The organism is Pseudomonas sp. NPDC087615 (assembly GCF_044743445.1).
Lineage (GTDB): Bacteria > Pseudomonadota > Gammaproteobacteria > Pseudomonadales > Pseudomonadaceae > Aquipseudomonas > Aquipseudomonas baetica_A.
In genome coordinates this window covers 134,718-159,746 of the sequence record NZ_JBIUWM010000002.1, presented here as the reverse complement: position 1 = coordinate 159,746, position 25,029 = coordinate 134,718, and the positions used below count along the sequence as shown (strand labels likewise).

At 42.1% G+C, this 25,029-nt stretch carries 28 protein-coding genes; 13 read left to right on the top strand and 15 right to left on the bottom strand.

Annotated features, from left to right (window positions below; genetic code table 11):
- Positions 1–7: 7 nt before the first annotated feature.
- Entirely contained in the window at positions 8–316 is a 309-nt protein-coding gene (locus ACIOU6_RS02230; protein ID WP_065948944.1) for a helix-turn-helix transcriptional regulator, read from the bottom strand.
- A gap of 189 nt (positions 317–505) precedes the next feature.
- Here ACIOU6_RS02230 and ACIOU6_RS02225 point away from each other — a divergent pair, with 189 nt between their 5' ends.
- Genes ACIOU6_RS02225 through ACIOU6_RS02215 form a run of 3 tightly spaced genes read left to right on the top strand, consistent with a single transcriptional unit; the run spans position 506 to position 1,980 of the window.
- Complete coding sequence (locus ACIOU6_RS02225) at positions 506–883, top strand: hypothetical protein (protein ID WP_401133426.1); 378 nt, start codon at positions 506–508, stop codon at positions 881–883.
- A complete protein-coding gene (locus ACIOU6_RS02220; protein ID WP_401133423.1) occupies positions 880–1,422 on the top strand; it encodes a hypothetical protein in 543 nt (180 codons plus the stop codon). Before ACIOU6_RS02225 ends, ACIOU6_RS02220 begins: the two co-directional genes overlap by 4 nt.
- A 15-nt stretch (positions 1,423–1,437) precedes the next feature.
- Positions 1,438–1,980 (top strand): hypothetical protein, encoded by a 543-nt coding sequence (locus ACIOU6_RS02215; protein ID WP_401133420.1) that lies wholly within the window; start codon positions 1,438–1,440, stop codon positions 1,978–1,980.
- Positions 1,981–2,038: 58 nt separating this feature from the next.
- On the opposite strand, the gene ACIOU6_RS02210 is transcribed toward ACIOU6_RS02215, so the two are convergent.
- From ACIOU6_RS02210 to ACIOU6_RS02200, 3 genes are read right to left on the bottom strand one after another with little or no spacing between them, the layout of a single operon-like run.
- Entirely contained in the window at positions 2,039–2,344 is a 306-nt protein-coding gene (locus tag ACIOU6_RS02210; RefSeq protein WP_401133417.1) for a hypothetical protein, read from the bottom strand.
- 58 nt (positions 2,345–2,402) lie between these two features.
- The gene (locus ACIOU6_RS02205) at positions 2,403–2,606 is read right to left on the bottom strand and encodes a hypothetical protein (protein WP_401133414.1); all 204 of its coding nucleotides are present in this window, start codon (positions 2,604–2,606) and stop codon (positions 2,403–2,405) included.
- Positions 2,603–2,872 carry a hypothetical protein gene (locus ACIOU6_RS02200; RefSeq protein WP_401133411.1) on the bottom strand — a complete coding sequence of 90 codons (270 nt, stop codon included), beginning with the start codon at positions 2,870–2,872 and terminating at the stop codon, positions 2,603–2,605. Before ACIOU6_RS02200 ends, ACIOU6_RS02205 begins: the two co-directional genes overlap by 4 nt.
- Before the next feature lie 73 nt (positions 2,873–2,945).
- Between ACIOU6_RS02200 and ACIOU6_RS02195 the strand changes: the two genes are divergently transcribed.
- Entirely contained in the window at positions 2,946–3,740 is a 795-nt protein-coding gene (locus ACIOU6_RS02195) for a hypothetical protein (RefSeq protein ID WP_401133408.1), read from the top strand.
- 34 nt (positions 3,741–3,774) lie between these two features.
- On the opposite strand, the gene ACIOU6_RS02190 is transcribed toward ACIOU6_RS02195, so the two are convergent.
- Entirely contained in the window at positions 3,775–4,413 is a 639-nt protein-coding gene (locus tag ACIOU6_RS02190) for a hypothetical protein (RefSeq protein WP_401133405.1), read from the bottom strand.
- Between the two features lie 82 nt (positions 4,414–4,495).
- Between ACIOU6_RS02190 and ACIOU6_RS02185 the strand changes: the two genes are divergently transcribed.
- The 3 genes from ACIOU6_RS02185 (at position 4,496) to ACIOU6_RS02175 (ending at position 7,086) form a co-directional block, all read left to right on the top strand.
- Entirely contained in the window at positions 4,496–5,245 is a 750-nt protein-coding gene (locus tag ACIOU6_RS02185; protein WP_401133402.1) for a hypothetical protein, read from the top strand.
- A gap of 309 nt (positions 5,246–5,554) precedes the next feature.
- On the top strand, positions 5,555–6,493 hold the full coding sequence (locus ACIOU6_RS02180; protein WP_401133399.1) for a hypothetical protein: 939 nt from the start codon (positions 5,555–5,557) through the stop codon (positions 6,491–6,493).
- Complete coding sequence (locus ACIOU6_RS02175; protein ID WP_401133396.1) at positions 6,490–7,086, top strand: hypothetical protein; 597 nt, start codon at positions 6,490–6,492, stop codon at positions 7,084–7,086. The genes ACIOU6_RS02180 and ACIOU6_RS02175 overlap by 4 nt, the downstream gene beginning before the upstream one ends.
- Here the strand turns inward: ACIOU6_RS02175 and ACIOU6_RS02170 are convergent.
- From ACIOU6_RS02170 to ACIOU6_RS02160, 3 genes are all read right to left on the bottom strand, one after another.
- Positions 7,083–7,796 carry a hypothetical protein gene (locus tag ACIOU6_RS02170; RefSeq protein WP_401133393.1) on the bottom strand — a complete coding sequence of 238 codons (714 nt, stop codon included), beginning with the start codon at positions 7,794–7,796 and terminating at the stop codon, positions 7,083–7,085. The genes ACIOU6_RS02175 and ACIOU6_RS02170 overlap by 4 nt on opposite strands.
- A gap of 5 nt (positions 7,797–7,801) precedes the next feature.
- Positions 7,802–9,157, bottom strand: coding sequence for a hypothetical protein (locus ACIOU6_RS02165; RefSeq protein ID WP_401133390.1), 1,356 nt, complete (start codon positions 9,155–9,157; stop codon positions 7,802–7,804).
- Positions 9,158–9,247: 90 nt separating this feature from the next.
- Entirely contained in the window at positions 9,248–10,720 is a 1,473-nt protein-coding gene (locus tag ACIOU6_RS02160) for a hypothetical protein (protein ID WP_401133387.1), read from the bottom strand.
- A 135-nt stretch (positions 10,721–10,855) separates the two neighbouring features.
- Here ACIOU6_RS02160 and ACIOU6_RS02155 point away from each other — a divergent pair, with 135 nt between their 5' ends.
- The 5 genes from ACIOU6_RS02155 to ACIOU6_RS02135 all read left to right on the top strand — a co-directional run bounded on the left by ACIOU6_RS02155 (position 10,856) and on the right by ACIOU6_RS02135 (position 14,337).
- Complete coding sequence (locus ACIOU6_RS02155; RefSeq protein ID WP_401133384.1) at positions 10,856–11,545, top strand: hypothetical protein; 690 nt, start codon at positions 10,856–10,858, stop codon at positions 11,543–11,545.
- 70 nt (positions 11,546–11,615) lie between these two features.
- A complete protein-coding gene (locus ACIOU6_RS02150) occupies positions 11,616–12,230 on the top strand; it encodes a hypothetical protein (protein ID WP_401133381.1) in 615 nt (204 codons plus the stop codon).
- Between the two features lies 1 nt (position 12,231).
- Positions 12,232–13,302, top strand: coding sequence for a hypothetical protein (locus ACIOU6_RS02145; RefSeq protein WP_401133378.1), 1,071 nt, complete (start codon positions 12,232–12,234; stop codon positions 13,300–13,302).
- Positions 13,303–13,370: 68 nt separating this feature from the next.
- Complete coding sequence (locus ACIOU6_RS02140; protein WP_065948956.1) at positions 13,371–13,805, top strand: hypothetical protein; 435 nt, start codon at positions 13,371–13,373, stop codon at positions 13,803–13,805.
- A gap of 10 nt (positions 13,806–13,815) precedes the next feature.
- The gene (locus ACIOU6_RS02135) at positions 13,816–14,337 is read left to right on the top strand and encodes a hypothetical protein (RefSeq protein ID WP_401133375.1); all 522 of its coding nucleotides are present in this window, start codon (positions 13,816–13,818) and stop codon (positions 14,335–14,337) included.
- A 101-nt stretch (positions 14,338–14,438) separates the two neighbouring features.
- Here the strand turns inward: ACIOU6_RS02135 and ACIOU6_RS02130 are convergent, their stop codons facing one another.
- The 7 genes from ACIOU6_RS02130 to ACIOU6_RS02100 all read right to left on the bottom strand — a co-directional run bounded on the left by ACIOU6_RS02130 (position 14,439) and on the right by ACIOU6_RS02100 (position 21,684).
- On the bottom strand, positions 14,439–14,732 hold the full coding sequence (locus tag ACIOU6_RS02130; protein ID WP_141690855.1) for a hypothetical protein: 294 nt from the start codon (positions 14,730–14,732) through the stop codon (positions 14,439–14,441).
- Positions 14,729–15,541 (bottom strand): hypothetical protein, encoded by an 813-nt coding sequence (locus tag ACIOU6_RS02125; protein ID WP_401133371.1) that lies wholly within the window; start codon positions 15,539–15,541, stop codon positions 14,729–14,731. Before ACIOU6_RS02125 ends, ACIOU6_RS02130 begins: the two co-directional genes overlap by 4 nt.
- Positions 15,542–16,204: 663 nt before the next feature.
- The gene (locus tag ACIOU6_RS02120) at positions 16,205–17,221 is read right to left on the bottom strand and encodes an SMEK domain-containing protein (RefSeq protein WP_401133369.1); all 1,017 of its coding nucleotides are present in this window, start codon (positions 17,219–17,221) and stop codon (positions 16,205–16,207) included.
- A 120-nt stretch (positions 17,222–17,341) separates the two neighbouring features.
- Positions 17,342–18,034: an SOS response-associated peptidase family protein gene (locus ACIOU6_RS02115; protein WP_401133367.1), complete on the bottom strand. Its 693-nt coding sequence runs from the start codon at positions 18,032–18,034 to the stop codon at positions 17,342–17,344.
- Positions 18,035–18,147: 113 nt separating this feature from the next.
- Positions 18,148–19,296: a hypothetical protein gene (locus tag ACIOU6_RS02110; protein WP_401133364.1), complete on the bottom strand. Its 1,149-nt coding sequence runs from the start codon at positions 19,294–19,296 to the stop codon at positions 18,148–18,150.
- 673 nt (positions 19,297–19,969) lie between these two features.
- Positions 19,970–20,974, bottom strand: coding sequence for a DNA adenine methylase (locus tag ACIOU6_RS02105; protein WP_401133361.1), 1,005 nt, complete (start codon positions 20,972–20,974; stop codon positions 19,970–19,972).
- Positions 20,975–21,117: 143 nt separating this feature from the next.
- Positions 21,118–21,684 carry a hypothetical protein gene (locus tag ACIOU6_RS02100; protein WP_401133358.1) on the bottom strand — a complete coding sequence of 189 codons (567 nt, stop codon included), beginning with the start codon at positions 21,682–21,684 and terminating at the stop codon, positions 21,118–21,120.
- 619 nt (positions 21,685–22,303) lie between these two features.
- On the opposite strand from ACIOU6_RS02100, the gene ACIOU6_RS02095 reads away from it, so the two are divergent.
- Positions 22,304–24,973, top strand: coding sequence for a hypothetical protein (locus tag ACIOU6_RS02095; protein WP_401133356.1), 2,670 nt, complete (start codon positions 22,304–22,306; stop codon positions 24,971–24,973).
- Positions 24,974–25,029 lie beyond the last annotated feature (56 nt).

The following is a 25,029-nucleotide window of genomic DNA, read 5'->3' as shown; positions in this document are numbered from 1 at the left end:
CCATCCGCTAGGGCTTCGATGCCTTGCGAGCCTTCCCTACCAACGCAACGAGCCGCCGCAGCTCTTCAGCATCTGCGTTGTGGATAACCTCAAAAAGAAACGCCCTCTGCTCAATCTCGCCTTCAAGGTCAGCAAAAAAATCCTTCACCGGCACGCCAAGAATTTCAGCAAATTTGTACACAGCCTCCACGGTTGGGACGTACTCGCCCGTTTCAAATCGACTGATCGTCTTGGGGTCGAATCCTGACCGATTGGCTAGCTCCGCTTGTGTGATTCCCTTCCCCAGCCGGTATTTCTTAATCGCTTTTGCAAGCACCACAGTTTTTCAGCCTGTTCGTATTTCAAACAAGCACTTCACAGTAAAAATCCTTGTCTACAAACGCTCTGTGCCATCGGATTTTTTGCTAAGAATACGATGGCTGGCGTAGAATCCGCTTCAGGTATCAGACGGCCACCATGCCGTCTGTCAGGGGCTCTACGTGTAACCAGGTCGAGGATTCAGGGAATGGCAGATCGAGACGAGAACGATGAATGGTTGAGGTCGTATGACGGCCAGAAGCATGAGACTCATTTCCAAGCAAACGAGCGTAACAAGGCGCATGGCGAGGAAATGCGTCAGACGTATCAGAAAGAAGTGAGCCTTAAAGGCAACCTTGTCCAGGTCATCTACCTGATTATCTGCGTCCTTGTGTTTGCAGGTGCGCAGGGCTTTCAGAGTGGCTTGGGGTACGTCCTTCTCATCCCCATGGCGTGGGGTTTGTACGCGCTGACGAAATTCGTCAACAAATTCACACAAGAACAAAGAGACCGAGTGTTCGGATGGACACTCTTCATCATTGCGGTGATTTCAATAACGATGATGATACGAGGAATCGTTAAATGAAAATCGCTGACCTAATTCTTTCAGCTTTGATTATCTCCGCTGCCACACTTGTTCATGCTGACGCTAGCTCTAGCTTTTCAAAGAATGAAAGCTACAAAGACAGTCAGGTGAGTGCAGACATACAAGGTTACGGCAATCGGATTTTAGATCAGGCAGGCAAATCGAAGTATCTAAAATTTGATCTGCAAGGCACAGAATATGCCTACGTCATCGAACGCATGGGTTCAAATGATGTGCAATACACGGGCAACACTAAAGACCTTGAAGGTGTGATTTTTATCCGTGTCAGAGCCTTCAAAGACGGTTTTGAATTACCCAAGCAGGTCAGTACGTTCACACCCAGTAAATACAATAACGCAATCAGAATCGTGAAGTTGGATAGAAACGACGAGCGCCCTTACGAGTTCGACCTTGGAATGGATGAAGACAAACGGTTGTTCTTAATCGACGGCCCTACGTCTACGACCCACTTAGAACAGGTCGATACAATTAAGAAGTACGTTTCAAGAAAAGACAAAAAAAGCCCTTACGCTTTCTAAATGGAATTTCATACCATGATCAAAAAAATCAGCAGTTTTGCATTTGCAGCTTTGCTAATTTCATCAGCTACACTTGTACAAGCTGACACAAGCTTTTCGAAAAACGATAGCTACAATGAAAACCAAGTCAGCGCGGATATTCAGGGCTTTGGTAACAAAGTCATCGATCAAGTCGGCAAATTTAAATACATAAAGTTCGACCAACAAAAAACCGAATACGCATATACCATTACTCGCTATGCAGAAGGTGATATTCAGTACACGGGCAACCCTTCAGACATGAAGGGCGTGCGCTTTATTAAGGTGCAGTTATTTGTGGACGGTACACCAGGGCGAACTCAAGTGAGTACGTTCGCACCCAGTAAATACAATAATGCAATCAAAATAGTAAAAATGGATAGAGACGATGAAAGACCTTACGAATTCGATTTAGGTATGGATTTAGACAACAAGCTTTTTATAATCAATAAAAATGGCAGCACAACACAGCTCCACCAGGTCAATGAGATTAAACGCCACATTCCGCTTACAGAAAAATACAAAGACATGATTTTCTAAGAACAAAAAAGGCAGTAGAACAAAGCTACTGCCTTCTAAAAAGCAACGAGATTAAGCCTTATCCACCGATGACTTTCAACCTGATAATTTTCTTTTCATCGGGGGTTAAATTCATCGTAGCCAGTTTGCCTACGGCGAAAAGGTAAGCGTCCTTGGTAGATGGAAGGCTTTGAGCAAATTCATCTTCAAAATTATGGAAATATAGATTAGCTAATCTGTCAGCTTCAACAACCAAATCATATCTAGCCAATTCCTCTGCTAATCGTCTTCTTTTAGCTTCTTCATTGTGAAGCCTCACAGCCTTAACGTAGTCATTATCTTTCTTATCTTCTAGCTCTAACGAAATCGTTTCATATGTATTCATTTTTAGTAAAGTTTGTTGTTAAGCGAATTATAGCATTTCACCTTAATAAAATTTACCATTAAGCAAAAATAAAAAAACAGACTCCAAGGTCTGTATTAATAGGCTTCCAACTCTCTCTAAATTCTTGATGCTTTTTCCGCTCAAGATGGATATTCATTTCCAGACTCAAACATTCGTCAATCTCATCATCTGATTTTTTATGTTTAATCGGCTCTAAATCATCATCGTAATAGTTAAATGGCTTCTTTTTCCCTATTTTCATTTAACAGCCTCCTTACTGATAAGCTCAAGACTTAAGTCATGGAGCGCAGAAACTGCTGACTGACTGAAAGTGATAAATATAGGCGCTCTGAAATTCATCACTTTGATTTTTGTTATCTTCTGCATTTTCTTAGTAAAGCTTAAAAACTTATCCGCCTTGATTCTGACTTTCACCAGAATCGACAACCTTTTTAACTGATCGCCCTCAACCTCAAGAGTAAACGCTTTTAAAACATTTACATCTTCAACTGTTATATCCTTTTTCATTTTTTGGCTTGTTTGCTTGTATCTATTATAGCATTTCAAAATGGTATAATTTGAGAAACAAACCTTATAAACAATGAAAACAATAAAAAAATGGCTAATGATTCTTTCAGCCATCATAGCCATTTCAATAACAAACATCCCGTTGAGCCAAGCGGAACCAATTACCGGAGAATCCATATCAGAACATTCAAGCGGATTCGTCGGGGTTGATGACAATGATGAAGGCTATGACGAGTGGGCAGATAATGCTAATGGAGACGCATATCTAGACCTTATATCAATAATAACTTGGATTACTGTAAAGGTTTCGGTTCTGATCGGAGTAGTTCTTGTCCTAAATGCTTTCATGGATATGCGTCTATCTACAGAAGTAGGCGGACATGACAAACCAAAGCTGGTGCGGAAAGCAATGGTAGGATTTCTAATTGGCGTTTTATTGCTTAATATCACGTCCATCATTGACGTCGTTGTACATACATTAAACCCTGAATCAAAAGGGGGTTGCCTTATCACGAATGCCGAAGCTTTGGATGATATAAGGGTTGGTAAAAACAAAGACGCATGCTGGAGTCTAGCATCAGCACAAATAACTGGTCCAACTTACGAGAAAGCCAAAAGCATGATTGACTCACAGTATGCCGGAGGTATTGAAAGTCAGTTAAAAATTGTAATAAGCGCCCTGCAAGCCTTGGGTGTCATATACTTTATTATTGGTATTAATGAACTGAACCAAATATCAAAAGGTTCAAGCAGGCATGGCGTTGGGCGTATTTTAACTCAAATAATTGCCGCTGGCCTAATTATTGATTTCCCGCACACTGTAGCTGTAGTCCAAGCTTCTGGAAAGCTGTTAGGTCTGGACATATAAAAAAGCCCCATCTGGGGCTTTTCTAATTCATTGCTCACTCGCTAATGAATTGATCAAACAGGCGCTTGGAAATTTCATATCTACATTCGTTGTAAACTCCACGCTTGATAAGAGCCATTTTCAGCACATTCTCAAGATAGTCGAATTCTGCTGCTGTTGGGTCAAAATCGTAGCTGACTAATATCCGTGCAGTTTTAAAAGCATCACGCAAAAGCGCTTCTTCTTCTTTCTTATATTCAAGAGCCCAGCGCTTGTAATCAGCAAGGGAACCGCCCTTCTCTTCCATAGGCGTAGCCGGTGGCGTTGCTATGCATACGTCTAGGCTTACATCCTCTTCAACCTGGACGTACCCCACAGGCTCATAGGACTCACTTACACCCAGGGGCACAATCACGTCTGGCACAACGATAGGCCATTCATCTTCCTCTATGCCTAGCGTAGCCTCAACAGAAGCTACTGAATGCGCTGCGGTGGATGCTGGTGCTGGTGCTGGTGCTGGTGCTGGTGCTGGTGCTGGTGCTGGTGCTGGTGCTGGGAGCTTGATCCCGGCAAGTGATGCATTCAAGCCACAATGTTCAGTTATCGAGCTTAACGCTTGGATTAGTGAGTCAGTTCCGAATAGATCTGGTAAATCAATCTGCACTGCCGGTTCGTTAAAATTTAATTCATTCATGCTTTACACAGTTGTTTTTTTCATTATAGCAAATGCGATTAGCTCAAATGGTATAATACATTAAATAAATAAATTCCAGCACATGCCGAATTCAAACCTTCACGTATTAAAGCCAGCCACGAGACTCACATTTCAAGACTTCACAGTAAACGGAAAGCCTTTAATCAATCACAATCTTATCCAGGCACTGGCAGATCTGCACAAAGCGAATACTAGTGAGCTGATGATTTACACGGCTCAAAGAAAACGCTTCGCTACAAAGATTCAGGTGCATTTCACAAGAGACTTGCTACTAGAACGACACATCAGTATTACAGCACCAGATGCTATACGCATCGAACACGAACACCACTGCTGCATTGAATTCGACATTAGCCATAATGGTAAATCCGAAACAGCTAATGAAGATTATTTGAAGCTACACCTATGCCGCTTTTTCAAGGTTGTAGTGAATTACGACACTTGGGATTCTTTTACTAACAAAGACTACAGTAAAGCCTATAGGAAATTCATGCCTTACCGTTGCCAATCAGACACGGCAATCAAGGTAAGCAAAACAGATCTGCTTCAAGGTTTACGCTCAATAACAAAAGACCTTGAAAGCCCAGTTATCAAATACATCCCAAATGGAGAGGAAGGATTTGTAGAATTAACGCAAGATATAGAAACAAGAACGCATAAGCTATTCGTCGCAATTGAAAGCAATACAGGGGAATTACATTCCATGGCGGCAGTTGACGCGGCCACTTGTCAGATGTTTGCACACTACCCTAAATCAAATCTAAAAGACCTCGCATATTTTAGTAACGTCTTTCTTAAAGAATCCTCCTGACAAAATGGTATAATCTATAAAAACAAACTTAACAATTATGCAAAATTCAAAACCATCTACAACTCAAGCTTATGCTAAATACTATAAAATTGAACGCGCCTTCAAATTTGCAATACTTGCGTTTGCCATATTGATAGCTTGCTCAATTTTCATGAGCCATTCCATGGGCAATTTTAGCTTCATAAATTGGCTGGAGGCAATTTCCCGATCAAATGTCACTCAAATCATGTGTGGCTCAATTGCTTACATCGCCGTACCAATTACCCTCTCCTATCTATTCATTTACAGAAGAAAAAACCGTCAGGCTTAATGCCTGATTATCTTTATCCTATAAGTAAAATTTCGGCACTATCAAATGGTATAATTAGAGAAGAAAAAACAAACAATGCCACTATGTTTAAAGCCAGCCTAACTAAAGGTCGAGAAATTCCGATCAATGATTTGAACGAATTGCTTTACAGCAAGACTTTCGACTTCGATCCAAAGCCCAATACACTTGACGAAATCAATAGTGCCAAAAATTACACAGAGCTGAGTAATCCTTTTATCCTCTACAAGTACAACAAAGAAATAGAATTTCTACTTTTCTTTTCTAGCTGTCCAACGCGAAATGACCTAATCAGTGCGCTTATCTATGACGATTACTCGCAACGACTGGCTAACAAACCTCTCGTTTTTCGCTTGAAGTGGTTCTATGAAAAAGATCTGAAAGGTTTCCTAAAGACTCTATACGCTTTTCCTACGGACGCTTTGAACGTCAGTGGCTATAGAGCCAATAGCCGTTGTACGGATCATAGATTCCGAATCAGACATGACTGGGCACAGATTCAAAACGAAGAATCATTAAACAACTTCACTACGAATGAAGAAAACTGGCTGGCATTTGATGCTTTTCAACTATGCCAATTCGATGAGTGGGCTGAAAACGCTAGACCAAACAGCATTAATGAATACATTGCTTTTTTGCTAAAGAAAAACTATGCACGATACTTTACCCATTACGTGAATAAACCTGAATGGCTAAGATACCCATCAGACTACATGACTCAGCATCCTACGCTTCATAAAGACTTGTTAATCAGTTATGAACCCTTTCTGAGAAAATACGGGCACCTGTTCCAAAGATACAACGAGAAGTATCTCAATAAAAAAGCCAAATCATATAGAGCCTTCCTGTTGGCTACGAAGCCAAAACAAAGATTAATGAAAACACTTTCAATACCAACCAACCTAATGAGGATATTATGACAGGCGAATATGACGAAGACGCGATACATCAAATTATGGAAAATTTAGATTCCGGGATAAACGGTGATGATGAAAAAGATATACCCAATCCGAATGCTGACATTCTTGATCAAATTTTTAACTCTGATCCGCCACTAGAGGACAAATCTTATTCAGGGATTAAGAAGAAACTAGGCGCGCCGCTGGATAAATACTGCACTGCATTTGATCAAATCATTACAAGCAATTTTCTAAAACAATCAATCGAAACCTGTGCATCTATAATGTTTGTCACGAGTATGATTAGGACTTACACAAAAATCAGACCCGGCTCACCCGAATGGAAAATGTGCAATGAAGAGGTAAAGGCATTCGTAAAACACATGGATGACTATTATAGTATTTTTAAGTACACCCAATTCGAAAACAACAAGATCAACACTCACTATGTAGAAAATCTATTCGAGCTGGACAGGATTATTTTCAAGATCGGTTATTCAAAGGTCAAATGGGAATACAGACAACCCATGGAAATTCTAACAATCTGCCTAAAATTTCCAACGAACAAATCAGTGCTAGCCGAGACATTTACAGATTTGCAGGGCGACCTTTAATCGACTTTCCTGTAGGTGCTTGTCGTATCAAAGATGTAAAGTTCATCGAATAGAACATCTGCATTCTTCTGTAGTTTCTTATCCAAAAAGATTTTCAAGTCTTCATAACCCACCAGGTGAGGCGCCTTCAAGGCTTCATGACGAGCTACAGCTAACGGGATGCGCTGATTGTCAGCGAAGTACTGCCCAAGAGTCGAAGCAAGCTTACGCGCAATCACAGCATAAACCTGACCCTCCACATCGTCACGCCCAGCTTCCAGCACCGAGTCAGGCAGATCGATGCACGCAGCGTGGATTACGTCAGTGATAAGCCGTACAAGTCCCCCTTCAGGCGTCACAGACTCATCAGCTAACAAAGAGAGAATGATCTGACCTTCGTTCGTGGCTCCCACTGAGAATTCATGATGCGTGTCACGTATGAGTGAAAGAACAAGCTCTGCAGACTGGGTACGCACGTCCAGGACACAGAATCCCTTGCCCTTCACGAGAACAGAAGCCAAGCCGTTGGCCGTGGCTGTCAACTCTTCACCATCATGGGAAACAACAAGCAGCAAAGACCGGGCCGCACGAATCATGGTGCTGATCAAACGCTCTCTACATCTGTTGATGAATTCAGCCTTCGCAACAAGCTCTTCAGCAGCCTTGGAAGCCTCTATGCTTCTTGGCTTTTGCGCTGGATTAGGAACAAAAAAGGAGAACAGCCCCTTCATAGAAATCACCGCTTGTACCCCCTTTTGACTACATCGCGCACTGTGTGGTCGTCTTGCTCATTCTTTTCGAGCTTGTGCATTTCTGAAAGAATTTTACCTCCATTAATGCCATTTAGCTCTAATGATACTTTGTGTAGGTTTCCGTCTTTCGCTTTTTCTCCAACAATATTTTTAGAATCTTGTGATATAGAAATATCAATACTCAAATCCTTTGAAGCCGTTCCTGATAAATCTTCAAAAGTGGATAGGTTGCCTTTAGAATTCATAACAATACTACGAATCGAATTGGTTATCTCTCTCGCGCTCAATTCTTGAAGATACCTCTCTCCTTTTTCTACGGTTTTTGTAAGAAAGGTTGCAGATAACTTTTTATCAACAGTCGAACCTGTGACGTGCTGACCATCAGCGCTAAACGTAATTTCTAAATTGTGTTCACTTGCGAGGACTGGTCTTTTGCTATCCAAGAAATCCAAATCACCACCGAAAACCTTCAGCATTCTTAACGTTCGTTGTTCTAATGCTTCTTGTGCAGTTATGGTTTTAACACCACCAGTAAGTGGCGGGGCTTGCGAATTCGATGGTTTCGCGTTGTTGGTTGATTCCGCTTCAACCTTGATGGGTTCGATTTTAGGCTTTAACTCATCCATAAGGTATCTGAAATCTTTATCAAGAACGACAATTCTTTTATGATCGATACCTGCAGCATGAAGCGTTTTATAGCATGACACGAAATATTTTTTACGTTCTTCATGGCTTACCAAATCTGGATCTGTTGAAAGCTCAATGCTTTTTCTGTTCCCCGAATAGTTATGCCTTGCTTCAAAGTCAACAACCTCTTGAACCCACGGACCATTTATATTTACATAAAACCTAACCCCGCCTGTTCTATTGAGGTCAAATTGAGTTCTATTTCTTTCATCTGCTATCTTAATTTTTGAATTAGAAAACTCCATTATAGACATATTGTACTTTTCTAGAATAACCTTCAATTCAGCAAGATAATCTTTTGCCTCGACCATCGAATTTTCCGGGTTTTTATCCCTTTCAGACTCCGGCACTTGCTTAATATTTATACTAGCAATAACTTTGTCACGGAATGATCCATCTGTGTCAGTCAAATAATCATATTTTGTTTGACTATTGCTTCCCATTCCAGATGCCTTAGATTCTTCTGCGAAAGCCTTTAATATATCATCGCTATATTGTTCTTGACTTTCAGGCAAATCATTAATGACACTAGGTGTAGAATCTGTATCTTGAAAAGACTGAATTACATCTACAGTATTCTCTGTGAACCCACCGTCTTTTTTTCCGCCAAATACCTCTTTGATGTTATTTTTAATTTTATCTATAAACTTCATTTTAGATTTGTTTGTTAATGCTTTAATTATACCATTTCGCAATCAGTAAATTATGCGCAAAAAAAGAACCCGCAGGTTCCTTTATTTTTTTCACATCGAAGGTTTGTTTCTTCGACTTGTTTGCCTCTCTTCAACATCCACAGGTTTTGGCTCAAACAAAGCATCCGCATTTGCTGCTTTGGCTGCATTACTTGGCCTTATTTCTTTATACTGATTGTCGGCGCTTGAAATATTCTTCAGTGCGTTGAACAACCCCGCCCCTAATTTTGAAGTCCCAACCACGATGCTACTTAGAGGAAATGTTTCCCTCTCTTTTGTATTACCATTTACTTTCGAAACAACCACGTCTTGGTAATCATCTGAAAATGACAAATCAATCCCATTTTTCTTTAAATTCGTTTTTTGCTTATCAAAATTTTCGAGGCTCATACCTGATCTTATGATTGCCAACTGACCTTTCCCTTCAAGAGAATTGAAGACCCTTTTAAACTCATCCTTTTCAGGCATTTTAGAAGTGTCAAACTGGAATTTTCTATCTGGAATTCTTTTACCATCACCTATTTTTGTGACGTTCCAGGTGCTTCCATCTGACGATAATTGAATTTTTAATCCTTCAGTTCTTTCTAGTCCTGCACGTCTATTGAACATATCCAAAATAGTGTCTCCCCTTCTGAACAATCCCTCACCAATAAAAATCTCTTCGATTCTAGTTTTCACTTCATCAGATGGAGTATCGGTTACATTCTGCTTCGCAGGAATCTCATCTTTTGTTTGAACTTCCTTTGGCGAATGTTCCCCTACGGCGGTTGTAGGTTCAGAAGGCTTATCATTAGGCTTGTTTTGACTCACGACATTAACACCAGCTACAGCAGGTTCTTCTGGATTAGCTGCTTTTGCGTCTTTTTTGTACTTTTCAAGGATGGCGTTGAATTGCTCGTTTTTTAAGACAATACGGTCGAGACTAACGCCAGATTCTACCAATGTGCCAATAGTGTTCTTAATGAATTCCTCTTGCGCAGCAATTGATTCTGGAGTCTTTTTTGAATCATCAACCCACACCTCAAGCACGGTGTCAGGCTGATGAAACTTGAATGGAGCTACTGCTCTCACTATGTCCTGATTCATCTGGCAATTCAAATCACCTTCATTGAATCGTATATCACCACTATGCTTTACACTCACATCAATAGCGCGTTCTTGCCCTACTTTGATGAAGAACAAATCAATACCATCGGTAATGTCGTCCTTCTTCTGCATTACTTTTCTGTCGTAATTCTTACCTATCTTCAGTAAAACCGAAATAAATTCATCCACTGGTAGCTGCTCTTCTTCATCTTCTTTTGAAAGCTTTGTTAACGGAAGGGCACGTTTAACATTTACACCACCGCTTATAACTTCTTGTTGTTCAATGTGAGACACTGGATCTGGTTCAGGTAGTTTCTTAGCAACACCTTTTTTGACAAGCATGTCATCAATATCTTTTGTTTGCTGTGCCTCATCTATTTTAGATGCTTGATTTCTTTTTTCCAGAGCTTGCCTTTCTTCTTCTTTTGTATACTTCATATTAGACTTGTTAGTTATATGAACAATTATATCATTTTCTTTTGTAAATTCCCGCAAAACAATTTGACAATAGGTTTTGCATCAATTCGCTTCAGTTAATTGTTTCAAAAATACCTACACGCAAGGAATGAGTGAATGTCTGACAAAGCCTCTCAAAATGAATATGAAGCTGCCGTTACTGCTGATCTCCACGCAGCTCCTGCTAAAGAGCTGGGCGCAAAGGTTTTGAAGCACCTGCTGTCTGTCACGACTTCATCAGCCCTGACTGACATCCACGCTCAAATCGCCACTGCAGCATCTTCAGGCGATGACGAAAAGCTGGTTAAGCTTTTTGAAGAATTGAAAAAGCTAAAAGATGCGGAAAAAGCCAACCTCAAGTCACTGGCAGAATTGAAGAAAAGCACGTCTTTTGAACGTGTTCTGTTGGCGTTCCAAGACGAATTCAAAGCCTTGGCATATGAGATTTCGCTTGAGGTCATCAAAGGCACACACGTAGCGTTGAAGAACGCCGGTAGCAAAACAAAGGGCACTCGCAAAACTAGCGAGAAAGACCCATCCGGCGAGCCGACATTTCACACCCTGACGCACAAGGGTAAGTCTGAAAAACTGTTTTCCCGCCGTGGCCGTGCTGCTGCGAACCTGACCCAAGACGAACCAGCATTCACCTTCTTGGGCTTTAAGATCGTCAAAGATGCTGCCGGCAAGGAAACGCTCGATCCGGCCACTATCAAGCTTGGAGACGGGTCCGAGGTTCCAGCTACACGACCAAACATCATTAAGGCTATCACCGAGAAAACCGCTTTCGATGGGTACACCATCGCTTGATGGTTCCAAACTGCTAGCATGAAGCCCCGGCCTATCGGGGCTTTTTTTCGTCTGCCATTAGGGACTGAACATGGAAGAAGATTTCCCAGAGTATGAGCATTACCAGCACCGCCAACGTCCCACATTGGTGGACGACAAGAGCCACCAAAATCATTGGCGGAATCGTGCTAACGACCTTCATGCCTCTGCCGGTGCCGTTTGGCTTTCCATGTCAAACGGGCGCGGCCGTGATGCTGCTATGGAGCTTGGGTTAGGTGAAGGGTTCGACATGCACCTTGCCTGTTCCCACGTCTACCACATGCTCTGCGGGCTATCGTTGGAAGTAGCGATGAAGGCGGCGCTTGTTAGCCAAGGAACTACCCCACCAGAGCATCACGACTTGAACCTGTTGGCTCATTTGCTTGGTGTGAAGAGAAACCCTGCGCAGAAGAAGATCCTCAATTTCTATCAGCACAGCGTTGTATGGGCTGGGCGGTACCCTGTACCCGTAAACGCCACTGATGAAAAGCTCATCGACTATTACGACATGGCCAACACCATCTTATTCAAAGGCAAGACGGCGATTAAGGGAACGTCCATCAAGACCTACTCACCGACCGGGGCAACGTCATGGAAACGGTATGACGCTCTCTACAAGAGCTACACCGCCCTCTTCGATCATCGCTACCCAGCCAAGGCCAAATAAAATGAGCGAGTGGGAAGAATTCTGTGAGTCCCGTGGCTTCTCCACGGGGGAAGACGACTATGAAAAAATCATCGACAGTCTTGAGAAAACTCCATGTCAAAAATTTTCGAGCCAACCGCCTCCCTGTGATCTTAACCAGGAGGAAGTGAACGCTTTGATCAAGCTTGATGTACACGGCATCCCCAAGCATTCCGAAATCTCTCTTATGGTTTGGACGGGCCAAACGGCTGAAATCGGTCAGTGGTCATTGGATGGCATGATCGCGGGTAAAGATGAAGGGCTGATTGTTCGCTTCCGAGAAAAGGACGGTGATTATTTCGCGCCTTTGCACATGCTCATCGAGGCACTCCGCTCAACGTGCTTACCTCTGCAATTGGAGGACCAGCTTGTTATCTGGGATTCCAAAAACGAGTGCTTGGATAGCTGGCAGGGCCTTTTTAAAGAGTCATTCTTGGTCCAACGTACTGATAGGGTTCCCTCGGGACAGGACGATCTGAACATGCTGCACCTTCTGGATCGTGCAAAAGCCGCTGACCATTCTTTGAAACCACTACTGGTAGCAGCCACTGACCTTGAACGGGCGTTGGCCGGTGGAGTTGTTGAGTTCATTGATGGTAGCTCGCTGTCATCAGAAACCCTGTCTGTTGCTTTCCTTGTTTACATCACGAGCAAGGGCATACCTGTCAGCAAGCCGCTTCGGTCGATGGATGAGTTCGTGATGGAGCTTCACACTCGAAATGGCACCTACAAACTCTCAGATGGCAAGGTTCGCACGGTAAACGGCCCCGCTCGACTCACTGCCGGTGCAATCCTTCTCGACAAGGAAACGAAGTACCCAACGTACTACCTGCGGGCCGACCATGGGACGATCTACCAGCCTGTGTACAGAAAGGTTTCCGAGGACGATATCCAGGACCACGACCCAAGCAACATTTTCGCAACTGATGGTGCCCACCCTCTTGAGCTGAACGGAACGAATAGCGCTGATCGGTACGTTACAACACTGCTCTATGCAGAGCGTTACCAAGGCAGTTTATTCAACGGCATAATGAACGAGGATATTTTTCGATAGCGCGAAAAGCATACCACTTACAATCAAGTAAAATACTCCGCACTACATGGATCTATAAGAGGTTTTCAATGGAATATTTGATCGGTGCAATCGTGGCCGGAATTATCATTTTTGTTGTCTTGGTAAAATCCAAAACAGACAAATTTAATAAGCTCACGCGGATGCACTTTCCGAATTGGTTTGCATTATTTTCCAACAGTCAGATGCCTGAAAATCACGGGATGGCGCGTGCGTTGATCCTTCAAACCTTCCACCTTGCAGAAGAATTCGGAGCCATCACCCCGACCGAGAAACGCGAACTCGACGCCGGATGCATGAAGGAAGATCCTATAGAGATTCTGAATGGGTGGTTGGAGCATGCTTTGCCGGTCGTAAGGAGAGAATTTGGGGATGCTGAAATCGCCACTTCGGAGGCTCGATTAATCGGAGTTTTGATGTTGGTTAGCGTCAAAGGTGTACGTCCAGAACGTGACCTTAACGAATTTCTAAAACGGTTCAATTAGGAACGTCAGCATGGATGAAATTGACCCTCAAGCCCTCCAATTTAAAGAGGTCTGCGCCTACTACGGTGCAGCTATGCACATGGCCCAGGTGCTTGAGCATGGGATAGTGAACGCCATCTTCTTCCTGGACTTTTTACCTAGTAAAAAATCCGAATGGACTGACACAGAATACAAAGAGTTTTTTGACGGTAATTTCTCCAAGACATTTGGCGCGCTGGTCCATTCCTTGAGAAAAGTTATGACCGTACCGGACGCCTTTGATGACTTGATTCGCAGATCCAACAAACGCCGAAATTACCTCGCCCATACCTTTTTCCGTGAAAACATGGACGTGCTTTACGCAGGTGGTTTTGAGGAAATAGTCACCAGATTAAACGATGACATTGAGCTGTTTCGAGAGGCAGATGCTGCTCTCACAGTCATCCTTGAACCCTTGTGGATAGAGAACGGTTGGACTATAGAACTGATCGAAGCGGAGGCTGAAAAATACCAAGCTGAATTGCGTAGGTCCAAGCCAGATGAGGTGGTTTGATGATCAGAAGCTGACGGCCCAGCACGTTTGAAGGGAGCTTAACGGCTCCCTTCAGTTAGGCATTCTCTAAAGTACAGGCATAAACTTGCCGGAGAAAGCTGTCAAATTGACTTCTCGGCAATGGCCTTAAATTCTGGATAGAGCTTTCCATTTGCATCACGAAACGATCCACTGACCAGCAAACTGCATTCTGCAAGGGTAAATGGCGAGTCAATATCAGCCCACGATATTTCAATCCTTTTATCTATGCATATTACGGTCACAGGATAATCAAACAAAACAGATTGAACAGAGGCACAAGCACAATTCAAAGCACTAGAAAAAGCCGTTTCCGAATCAATGAAAAAATCTTGATCTAGCAATAGGTTAGGCTCTACCTCAAAAACGTATTTCATAGTTCACCTTTCATATCCTTGAAAAATTCTGCTGATTGTTCATCAGTGATACCCCTCATGAAAATCTTGAACGATTCAAATTCCTCATCAGATTGAGACTCAAGAATTGGAATCGCACGCAAATCATCAGCAATGTCTCTGCGGCTAATATTGCCAATAATAGACATGCCATTATTCATTTGGTAATCAAGAGAGCCACACTCTCGATTGATTATTCCAAAAGTCAGGAATGAGCTAATGACCTTTTCACGTTTGGGCATATGGTGCTTCGCGAGGGCGACACGAATGGTCTCAAGCCGTAAAAATATGAACCGGATTTTATTCAGGTCACCTCGAAGCTTTTCCACTAGCGCAGGGTCATCAATTAAGCTCTGAATCTCTTTAGACCGCTCTATAGCAGTCGGATTCTCATATCCGTAGTCTTTTCCTGCTCGCTCAACCTTGTAGACCAACCCCCCGTTGTCGGCGGCTGTAATGTATCCCTTTGCCTTACCTATCCAAGTTCGCAACAACTCATATGTCGAGAAAATCCACATTTGTGACTGCGCAGCAAGGAAACGTTCCTCTTGGGGAGTGGCCTCGCCTTCGTAGTAATGTCGGTGATATTCAAGCTCCAGCCCCATGATGAAAGGGTCTACGGTGGCGAGATTCATAGCCTGTGCTACGAGGTTTCGATCAGAGCCGAAGGCAGTGAGTGCCATCAGAGCATCGAGCAATTCATTTTCACCGATTTCTTGAGGATTCCGGTATCGGGGAACGTCACGATCAGCCTGATCAGACTCCCAGTCTTCCTGATGCTTGTCATCCATGTAGATCCATTCCTGGCTTTGAATTTGATAGATGGTAAATGCAATTCAACCGTGTGAACAGTGGCTAAGATTTTTAATGACAGTGTGGAAGAAGCAGTATAAAAAATTGAAACCCTATACCCTCTGCGCATCCAATTCTTTTAAATACTTAATCTGCTTGTAGGTAATAACCGTCTCTCCGCGAAGAAGCTGTACCTCTTTATCCTTGAACCTTCTCACAGCGATTCCTACGTCTTTAACCACATTCCAGCTAGCCAAAGAATCTAGTTTTACATCATAGTAGTCCAAAGAAATAACGGTTCTTCCTGAACAATCTTTGTAAGATAAGCCATATGCGCAACAACCGTAATCACGGGCTATATGCCTTAAAGAGTCAATCAACCCTTTGAAATGCATTAGATATTCGTCATCAGATTTAAATTTAATTTTACTCATAGCAAATTAAGATTTGTTTATGATTAAGATCATACCAAAAAAATTTGCAAAATTCGCCTTTAAGGCCAATTAATTTTTACAACCTGATTTATGGCCCATCAAGCTTATATACTCAACGGGTGAAAGCTCAGAAAAAGTCTATCGCATTTTATAAAACCGTATTTAATTTCCGCTCAATCAACATAAATAAAACCATGAAGAAACACTCGTCAATGCAATTATGCACTATCAAATACTAAGACATTGATAATTGCTCATACAAAACATCTCCCTCATTTTTGTTGAATCGCCCTTAACAACATGTTTCATCCAGCCAAAAAGATTAGTTGAATCTAGCTCACCTCTATAAATAACCGTGACCACATCTTCCTGACTATCATAGTCAGTACTATATTCTTCGTATTCAGCGAACAACTTGAAAAGTTTCAGAGAGTAAAGCCAATCACACTCCGCTTCACTGAAGAGCCTAAAAAAGCTGCGCCGGGGAATAAAAATTTCATCCGGCTCCACAATTCCTCTTCGGTTCTCTCTAAAACTACATAAAGTCATAAACTTATAAATAACACTTTTCTGCTCTGGCACGAGAAGATCAATTATGTTTGTTAAATTTATCATATCAGTTTCAAGGAGTTGTTTGGATTCAAAATCGTTACCCAAATTCATTGCATCTATGATGCGCTGAACTGATGGGAGATTAACTGAAGGTTGTTCAATTGGAGGTAAAAAACCTTTTTTCTCTGGAAGCACAACTTCAGAGGTAACAACACGGTGAATTTCTGAAATTCGTGACTCGTCATTTATCCCATCAATTTCTTTATACAACCCTTTAACCGATTGGAATGTTAATTTGGTCTTCAACGGATTTTCTATATCCGAATCCGAGGCTGTTTTAGGATCATCATTGCTTATAAACAAAAATCGAAGCTCATCAAAATCTTCATACATTTTTTTAGCTTTGAACTTCGTAATGGTTTTCTGGATTTTATCCTTAGTATTGGTCGCAGAAATCTGATAACAAATCCGACGCGAAACGTCTTTTAAATCTATAGCCGGAAAATTGCAAATATCGAAGTTTGTGTTTGTGAGATTTAAACCATGCACCACATTTAAAACTTGTTTAAAAAACCTTTCCAACTTTAAGCTTGAATCTGTCAAATTTACCGAATTTGCGTAAATCATTTCTGTAACAGCGTAAGCGATATGCTGTCTGATCTCCGATATTTTATTGCCTGTAAGCGTCGTCATACGATTCCTTCCCCCTCAAGTACATTTCCAATATTCTTACACACCAACAAGGGAAGGCACAATGCCATCTAATACGCTTTTACAAACATCTATTACTTTATATTTATATCTACCTTTAATTTAGGTTATCGACTTTATGAGATAAGCCCCTTTGTTCTTCACGTTCCCTACGTCTTTGCTGACCGGATACCACTCAAAATCTTCTGCAGGTTGCCCAAGATCGCAGGCAATTTCCTTTGCTCTATCCTTCGTCAGATCAGGAGAAAGCCATTCCCGCGCAAGCTCGGGAGAAAGAACCACGGGCCTACGGTCATGAACGTCCACCATGCCCCCGGCAGCATCAGCAGTGATGATCAAAAAGCCCGGTGGCTCATCAGGGGACGTACCTGGCTCTACCTGGGCCAGTCCAGCGAAGAACATAGGCTTGTGGCTCTTTAACCTGATGAAGGACGGCTGCTTCTTCTCATCACCCGGTTCTTTGACCCATTCGTACCAACCGTCAGACATTACCAAGGCCCTGTGGTCAGGGAACAGATCCTTGTAGAACCTACCCTTCGCAATGGTCTCTATGCGTGCGTTGATAGGCTGCACAACCTTCGGCTTCGGCCAAGACACTTCCCTCTTCCAACCCCAATGCACTGGCGAGATCTGCAGTCCGTCAGGCTCTGCATGGATGATTGGCACATCAGTAGAAGGGGCGATGTTGTATCGCTCAACAGGCGTGGTGTCAGCGCTTGTGAAGAGGTCGCGTTGAGGGTCCAGCTCATGCACATACTCATCAAGGCTTCTAAACATCACGAATCGACCACACATAAACCTTCTCCTGATATTAAGGTCAGGTCACTCACCCTTCCCCCATCTGACTGCAGATAGAAATTTGGATGACTCCAATGCTGAGAAATTCATTAAAAAATGAAGGCACCAAACTAATATTTTAGTGAAGGTGGAACGGTCCAAGAAGGGTTAACCCGGCCTTCGCCTAAAATGATCGCGAGTTCTTCTAACTCGGTCTCGGAAACGGGCAATAGCTTCTGATGAAGGCCAATCATCTGCTGACCAGGGCTTGATGGATCTGCAAAGGTAAGCCCCATCCAAAAGAAGGCCAAATTTTTATCGCGAGTGACAAGAGTGACCTTTAGCTCTGGGGCCTGTGTCTGGAGAACGTTAGTAAGCATAATCAAAAAAAGATCATACATAGAGTTGTATGCATCTTCTTCCGTGTAAATCGCTTTAGGCTTGATAAGCTTTTGAGCCGGATTGAAACCTTGTTCAGCAGAAGTAGCACTTAAACAGGCAAGAAATACAATATGACTTACAGGAATATTTTCAGCCCTAGCTATTTGAGCCATGGCTTTCCACCTATCGACTCGTTTATTACGTGCTGGTGAATTAATGACAAATGGAGCTAATTTCACGAGAAGACGCACACCCTGCGAAAAATACTCACGAAACTTATCTGCCAATTCCAGAAAATGTTCTAGATCCGAATCAGATTCGGGCCAGGTTTTAACGTGGGGCAAAGCTCTCGATAAGGTTTTTAAGGCTGCACGATGTTGTTCAATAATTTTTTCTGACGAAGGGAGTTTTCGCTCATTACTTTCAAGCGCATAAGATATTGTGTGGAGAGTACATGAACAGCTCTTATCACAGATATAGTCTAAAAAATCGTTCGGCATTGTTCCTGATGACATTTCACCATTCAAAAATCTAGCTTGAATTTCAGAAACCAGATTCCTATCGGCAATAATATTCCCCTTGGAAAAGGCATAAAATATAGGCACCCATCCGCCTTTCACCAATGTAAAACATGAGTTCTTTAAGGTTGGATCAACTGAAAACCCAAGCTTAAACCCCTGACCAACTGGGGGGAACTTTGTATCCCAATCTGGCTTACCTGCAACAATACCGTGAATTTTTATCTTCAAATCATTTGTGTTAGAAAATTCAAGCCAGTTATCCAATGTTAACGGCAAGGCTTGAACATCCGTAATAAATACTAATCCCTGATTATCGGGTTTCTCACATTGGACTGGGATTTTCATATTAAGCTGAGTATCCAGAGTGGCGTTATGCATTCCTATCCCTTTAGAAGTTGTGGCTGTAGGTCGATAGTAGCCTAGCGGTTAAGTTTTTAGAAGGCAAAACCGTCTTCCTTAAAATCCATATAGAAGTTGGGAGCATCCAGGAATAAGGCACCTACCCGCGTAGCGCTGACCCTACTAAATGAAAGGGTAAACCAACAATGTAAAGCTCTCTTGAGGGATTTACATTAACCAAAAAAGCCGCGTTTGTTAGCTATTTGTTTTTGCACCATGGGATTTCTCATTTCTACCTTTAAAAAAGGAGTATGGTTATTTGACTTTAAGGCTGCATTGTAGATCCTACTGAAAGCTTTATAAATCTTTTCAAATTCTAAATCCTGAACTTTAGGTCGAAAGCACTTTTTAAAAATAGCATTACATAGATACCTTGCTTGAATATCGCAGCAGTCGTTATCAAATCTTAAATATTCATTCCACGTAGCGAACATTAATCTCGAAATTATTTCGTAGACCGGCTTGCGTTTAGGATGGATCATAAAACCTGAAGTCCTATTATTGAACCCGGCGAACATTGGAAACGATGACTTATGCGTTTTTTAATTCTGCCTCACATCCCTCCCTGCTCATAAAATCGAACAACACTGCATAACCGTCTGTAGTAACCATTATGGAACCCTCCTATTCAGATATATTAATAAAACAGTGATCATTTATTCTTGTGCAAAACATGTAAATATTCAGTCACGTATATTTCATTAGCAGCTTCTTTACGTGATTTGAATTTCTTGTACTGCATTTCTTTTCTTTCGTATGAGCCAAAGCAGCTCATCACATCGACAATCAACTCCACGGGCATGATGCTTTCGTTTGAATAGCTCATGACCAGGTATTCAAAATTGGCCGAATAAACAAGCTGCCTGAATTCGGCTTCAACCTTCGGCCTGCTAGCCCATGGAGATACATTCCGGCCTTCGGGCCGACCGCTGATCCCGTAGATCGTTGGGCGCTCGTTCTTCGCAATAGTGTTGAGGACGTGATATGCGTTGCTGTACTGCATCGACGTGTAAGGTGGGTCGAGGTAGAGAACGTCACCACTAACGCGCTTCAACAGCTCGTTAGCGTCTCCCAGGTACACCTCATTGCTTGCCACGGATTCCTTGAGGTCGAACCCTCTGAACTCAATGGGTTTGAGCGAAGCACCAGTGAATTTCTTTAGGAACGATGAGTACAGTCCGGTCGTGTTGCTCACCCTGTCAGCAGCCTCTAGGACAGAGCAGAGGCAGTAGTAGAACTGCCCTTCAGTCAGCTCTCCATTTCCATATAGCTCGTACACCAGAGACACCCCAGCGTCGATCCTCATAGCGTTTGCATTGGTAAAGAAGGTACGGCCACCAGCTTCGCTATAATTCTGAAAAATGAAGCCTTCAACACCATCCATGCCGTGGTTCATGTAGTCGATGATCGGCTGACATTCGTAGACGGTCGAAGGGTCATTGTTCAGAAGATTTTCAAGCGTCGCATAGGAGTAGTACTCCAGGTCATTAGCTACGACCTGGAAACGATTTTTGAAGTGGTTCGCTACCCTGCCCGACCCTGAAAAGAGGTCACACAGAACAATCTCATTTGATGGCTTTGCAATTGTAGAAACGCAATCACTGACTACAGAATCAATGAAGCCAAGCAGTTTGGCTTTTGAGCCCAAATATTTCACACGCGCACAGAGCGATGCACGGATTCAGAATGAACCAGCGGAAAAGACTTTAACTTTTCGGGCTTGCACTGCTGAACTCAATCAGCCTTTAGAAATAGAGCTATTTCAGGTAGTGCAAATGAGTTGTACTTTTTCGATTAACGTTAGGAAACCTTGAAGCGTGGACGCAGTTCCTCTAGCGAAACACCGTAATGAACCTTTACATAGCTATTTCCTATTTTTACAAATCCACGTTTTTCAAGGTTTGGCTTGTTCGAATAACCCCATAAATATTTGGCTTCATGTTTTATGTGTTTTTTCCATTTTCCACCATCATCACTCCACACATGACATTCACAACCAATGCCTTGAAAGCGGGGATCTTTCACGAAACGAACCGCCTCAATAAGCATTTCACAACATGAACGAACACTGAATGTAAGATGAGAGTACTTATTCATCAGTGCAAAGCATACATGGTGAGGTGTACCGCTATTAGTATCAAACCGAAAAACAATCTTAGTTGAACTCATGTGACACAGTTGAAAATTGAATGCTTCACTTTCGCTTCCCCAGACGGTATCCATGTCTTGACCATTCATGGGAAGAATCTTGTCCATATCGAAATATTGACGTTCGGTTGCACCATCGCCTAAAACCTCGAAAACAAACTTCTTAATTTCTTGCTCTGCACCTTTTACTTCATATTCTGTGCGGTATACGTTAGCCATTGTGTTTACCTCATATTTTCGAATCCCTGTGATTCGATGAAGCGAACTTTAATGTTTTTAAAAACATTGTCAAACAACCAAAATTAAGAAAAAACAGATTTTTATTCAGTCAGAAAATATTAAATTCTAAATGATGATTTTGATAAATAACACACAGCGGCTCGCACATCGCTGCCGCTCTTAGTTTCTCAGGTCTAGAGGTCATTAAGAAAAAGGAAATGACTTTTTTCGGAAAAAATAAAAATCGGATTTTTAGGGAAACGCTATTCCCCCGTGTCATTTCTGATAGTCAAACTCGATCAGGTGCATGGAAGTCGATTAAAACGATTTTGAAAAAATATGTGGATCACAGCTTGAGAACAGAGAACAAAGCAACCTAACAACGTCGCATCATTGATCTTTCTCACAGTTCACCAGGATCTTGCTTGTCTCCCCGGCACAGTAGGCCACAAGCTATCCAATGTGATGGGGTAGGAAGCAGAGCGAGAGCTACACACTGCCTATCCAAGGAGGGTGGAAGATCCACCAGGAGAATGGCAAATGGGTAAAAAGGCAATCGGCTTATCAGCCGGAATTCACAAAGCAAAATGGTATAATTTAGAAAACAAAACCTATTCTTATGCGTCAATTAGCTCTCGCTCTTCTTCTATTGCCTTTCATGTCTCTGTCTCAAGCATCTGCAGCGGAGTGTGGATTCAAAGCAGACAACAAAACCGTAGACCCAAATTCAATGGTTCTCTGCCCGAATAACAAATCATTACAGTTACTGACAAGCTCTTATGGTGAGGGGGTGATGGTTTTCACAAAGGATCAGGACGAGACCTACGCAAAAATCCAAAATGAAAAATCAGAATCACAATTAAGGTTTGACGAATCTAACCAAGAACAGACAAGAAGAGATAAAGAATTTTTTCGCAGCGTTGTATATATAGTCGCACTTATAGCCGGTTTAATATTGATTGCTCAAATAATTTTCAATGCTGCTCTTGGAAATTTTGATGACAAAAAAAATGAGAGCGGAGAAACGGTAGAGGCAAGATACAGCTTGTTGACCAACCTGTTTTTGGCAGTTTTTGCAGTAGGTTTAATTGGGTTCGGCCTTGTTGGCGCTAAAAACTCATTATCAATCATTGATTCTGTTGGCATTAGACTCACGATGATTGGTAACTCTTTAACTCAATATGAAATGCAGCTCTATACCTACATGCTCCAAACGGGAGGACTGGAAAAGAATATTGTTGATCCAGACACAGGGGTTAAGGATGATGTATCGCAGACCCAAGCGGCCTATACTGCGTCTGCATGGACAGAACAACTCATACTCAAAGCTATTGTTGCACGACATTCAAGCCAGCATTACAACGACATTTTCTACAAAAGCGATTCCTCAAATTGGGTAGTTTCAGATTCTCTTTATGATTTATCTAAAAAAGAAGACGTGAGCTATACCTTTGAAAAATACAGTCCAAAAGGAGATCTGCTTTTCGAGCTAGACCCTGTAACGGTTTTCAAATCAGAGTTAAATGCTGGTGCAGCGAATTCTTACTTTCAAGCAGTTCGATACGATCAAAGATACAGAGACGAAGCTGATTTAACAACGGTCGAAGCTACTGCTAATCAGCTTAAAAACGAATTATTGAGTGGGCCATTTGATAACAATCGCGCAGGGTATGAAGATATAAAAAATACTGCCATGTCGATATTTTATAGAGATTCAAGAGCAAACACTTACCTCAAAGAACTTCCCAATGATTTCAAGCTGGCTGATAACGCTGCAGTGGTAATGCTGAACCTCATCTGTGCAGAAAATCTACAGCTACGCATGTCTGCGAAGCAATATATAGATGCCCACAATGGAAGTGGCCCTAAAGGCACAGGATCTATTTTTTGTGTGGGCGATGACTGGAAAGTCAAAGGAGAGGAAAACGCAGACGTTTATAAGAAGCAACTCTTCGAGACAAGAAAAAACCTTGAGACGAAATTGAGAGATAGAATCCTTGCGTACAATGATGCTTTTAGCAGCGCATTAACAAATGACTCATCCTTGACCCAGTTGAAAAAGATGCTTCAAGAAGGTGATTTGACCTTTCTATTTTATATTTTCAATTACAGCGAAGACACCAGCTACACTAGCGCAGCTCAAAACATGTTCAACGACAAGGTGTTGATAATTTCAGAAAGAAAAGCGGTCGATTTCTTCCTGGACGATGAGTGGGCTAGAGGTCATGGATACGATCCTGATTATTCAAGTGCCATAAACATAAGCCAGTATGTCAGAACCTATTTCGAGAAAACAGAAAGCACGAAGCTTCCGAACATTGAGGATTCAGATGCTATTTCACAAAAATTGATTTTTGATAATGGCACTGCAGCAGGAATGAACAAAGACCTTCAACAAGGTGCAGGGCTTGCATTTGAAATGCCTATGACCGCTTTGCAGCGTTGCAAAAACACAATCACACACCCTTTAAAATGCTATCAGATGTACGCCACAAGCATCAGCAAAACGGCCAGTGACCTACGTGCTGTCGGCTTGAGCCTAGCGATCAGTGGTAAAATTGCTAACGACTACGCAAATTCCAAATTGGCAGATGTGCAAGGTAAAAGTGCCGCGAACATAGGGAAGAAAGACAAAAGTAACGCAGTAGTTTCCTTTTCACAAACCGCAACATTTATTGCAGCCGGCATAGGAACAAGTCTTGTCAAGATGAGTATCACACTCGATCAAGCAAGTAACTTCTTAAGATTCTTACCGATGTTGATTTCAATATTGCCTTTTTTTGTTCTTTTGTTGTCTCACAAATTCGTTACCTTGATGACAATCCAGCTTTCCCCATTTTTCCTTTTGGCATTCTGCCGTTTAAATGACGCTGATAATTTCGCATCCATGAGAAGCAATCTTTTAGCGTTCGCCTCTAGCATAATATTTGTCCCGTCAGTCGTAATGATGACAGCGCTGTTAAACTGGGAAGTGAGCAAAGTCATATTGTTGTACACAGACAGCTACTCACATTTTGAAGCTGGCGGTATCTTAGATAACGTGGTTGGTTTCGTCGTTGAATTCATCAAGCCAGTGATTGTTTCTATCGTATCAACAACATTGAGCCTCCATTTCCTTAACAGGGTACTTAACTTAATGAATGGACACGTTATGTTTTCAGAGTCGGGTGAGCGAATCATTGCTGTCATGATTAGCTTTTTAAGCATGTTATCGTTTGGATCAGTAAATCTAATTCTAAAATTAAGCTCTGGATTAATGGACTCTGTAAAATCTTACAATCAGCGGTAATCGTATCCCAAAATTGAAGGCTTGAAAATGTTATAATACAACAAACAAGCCCTACA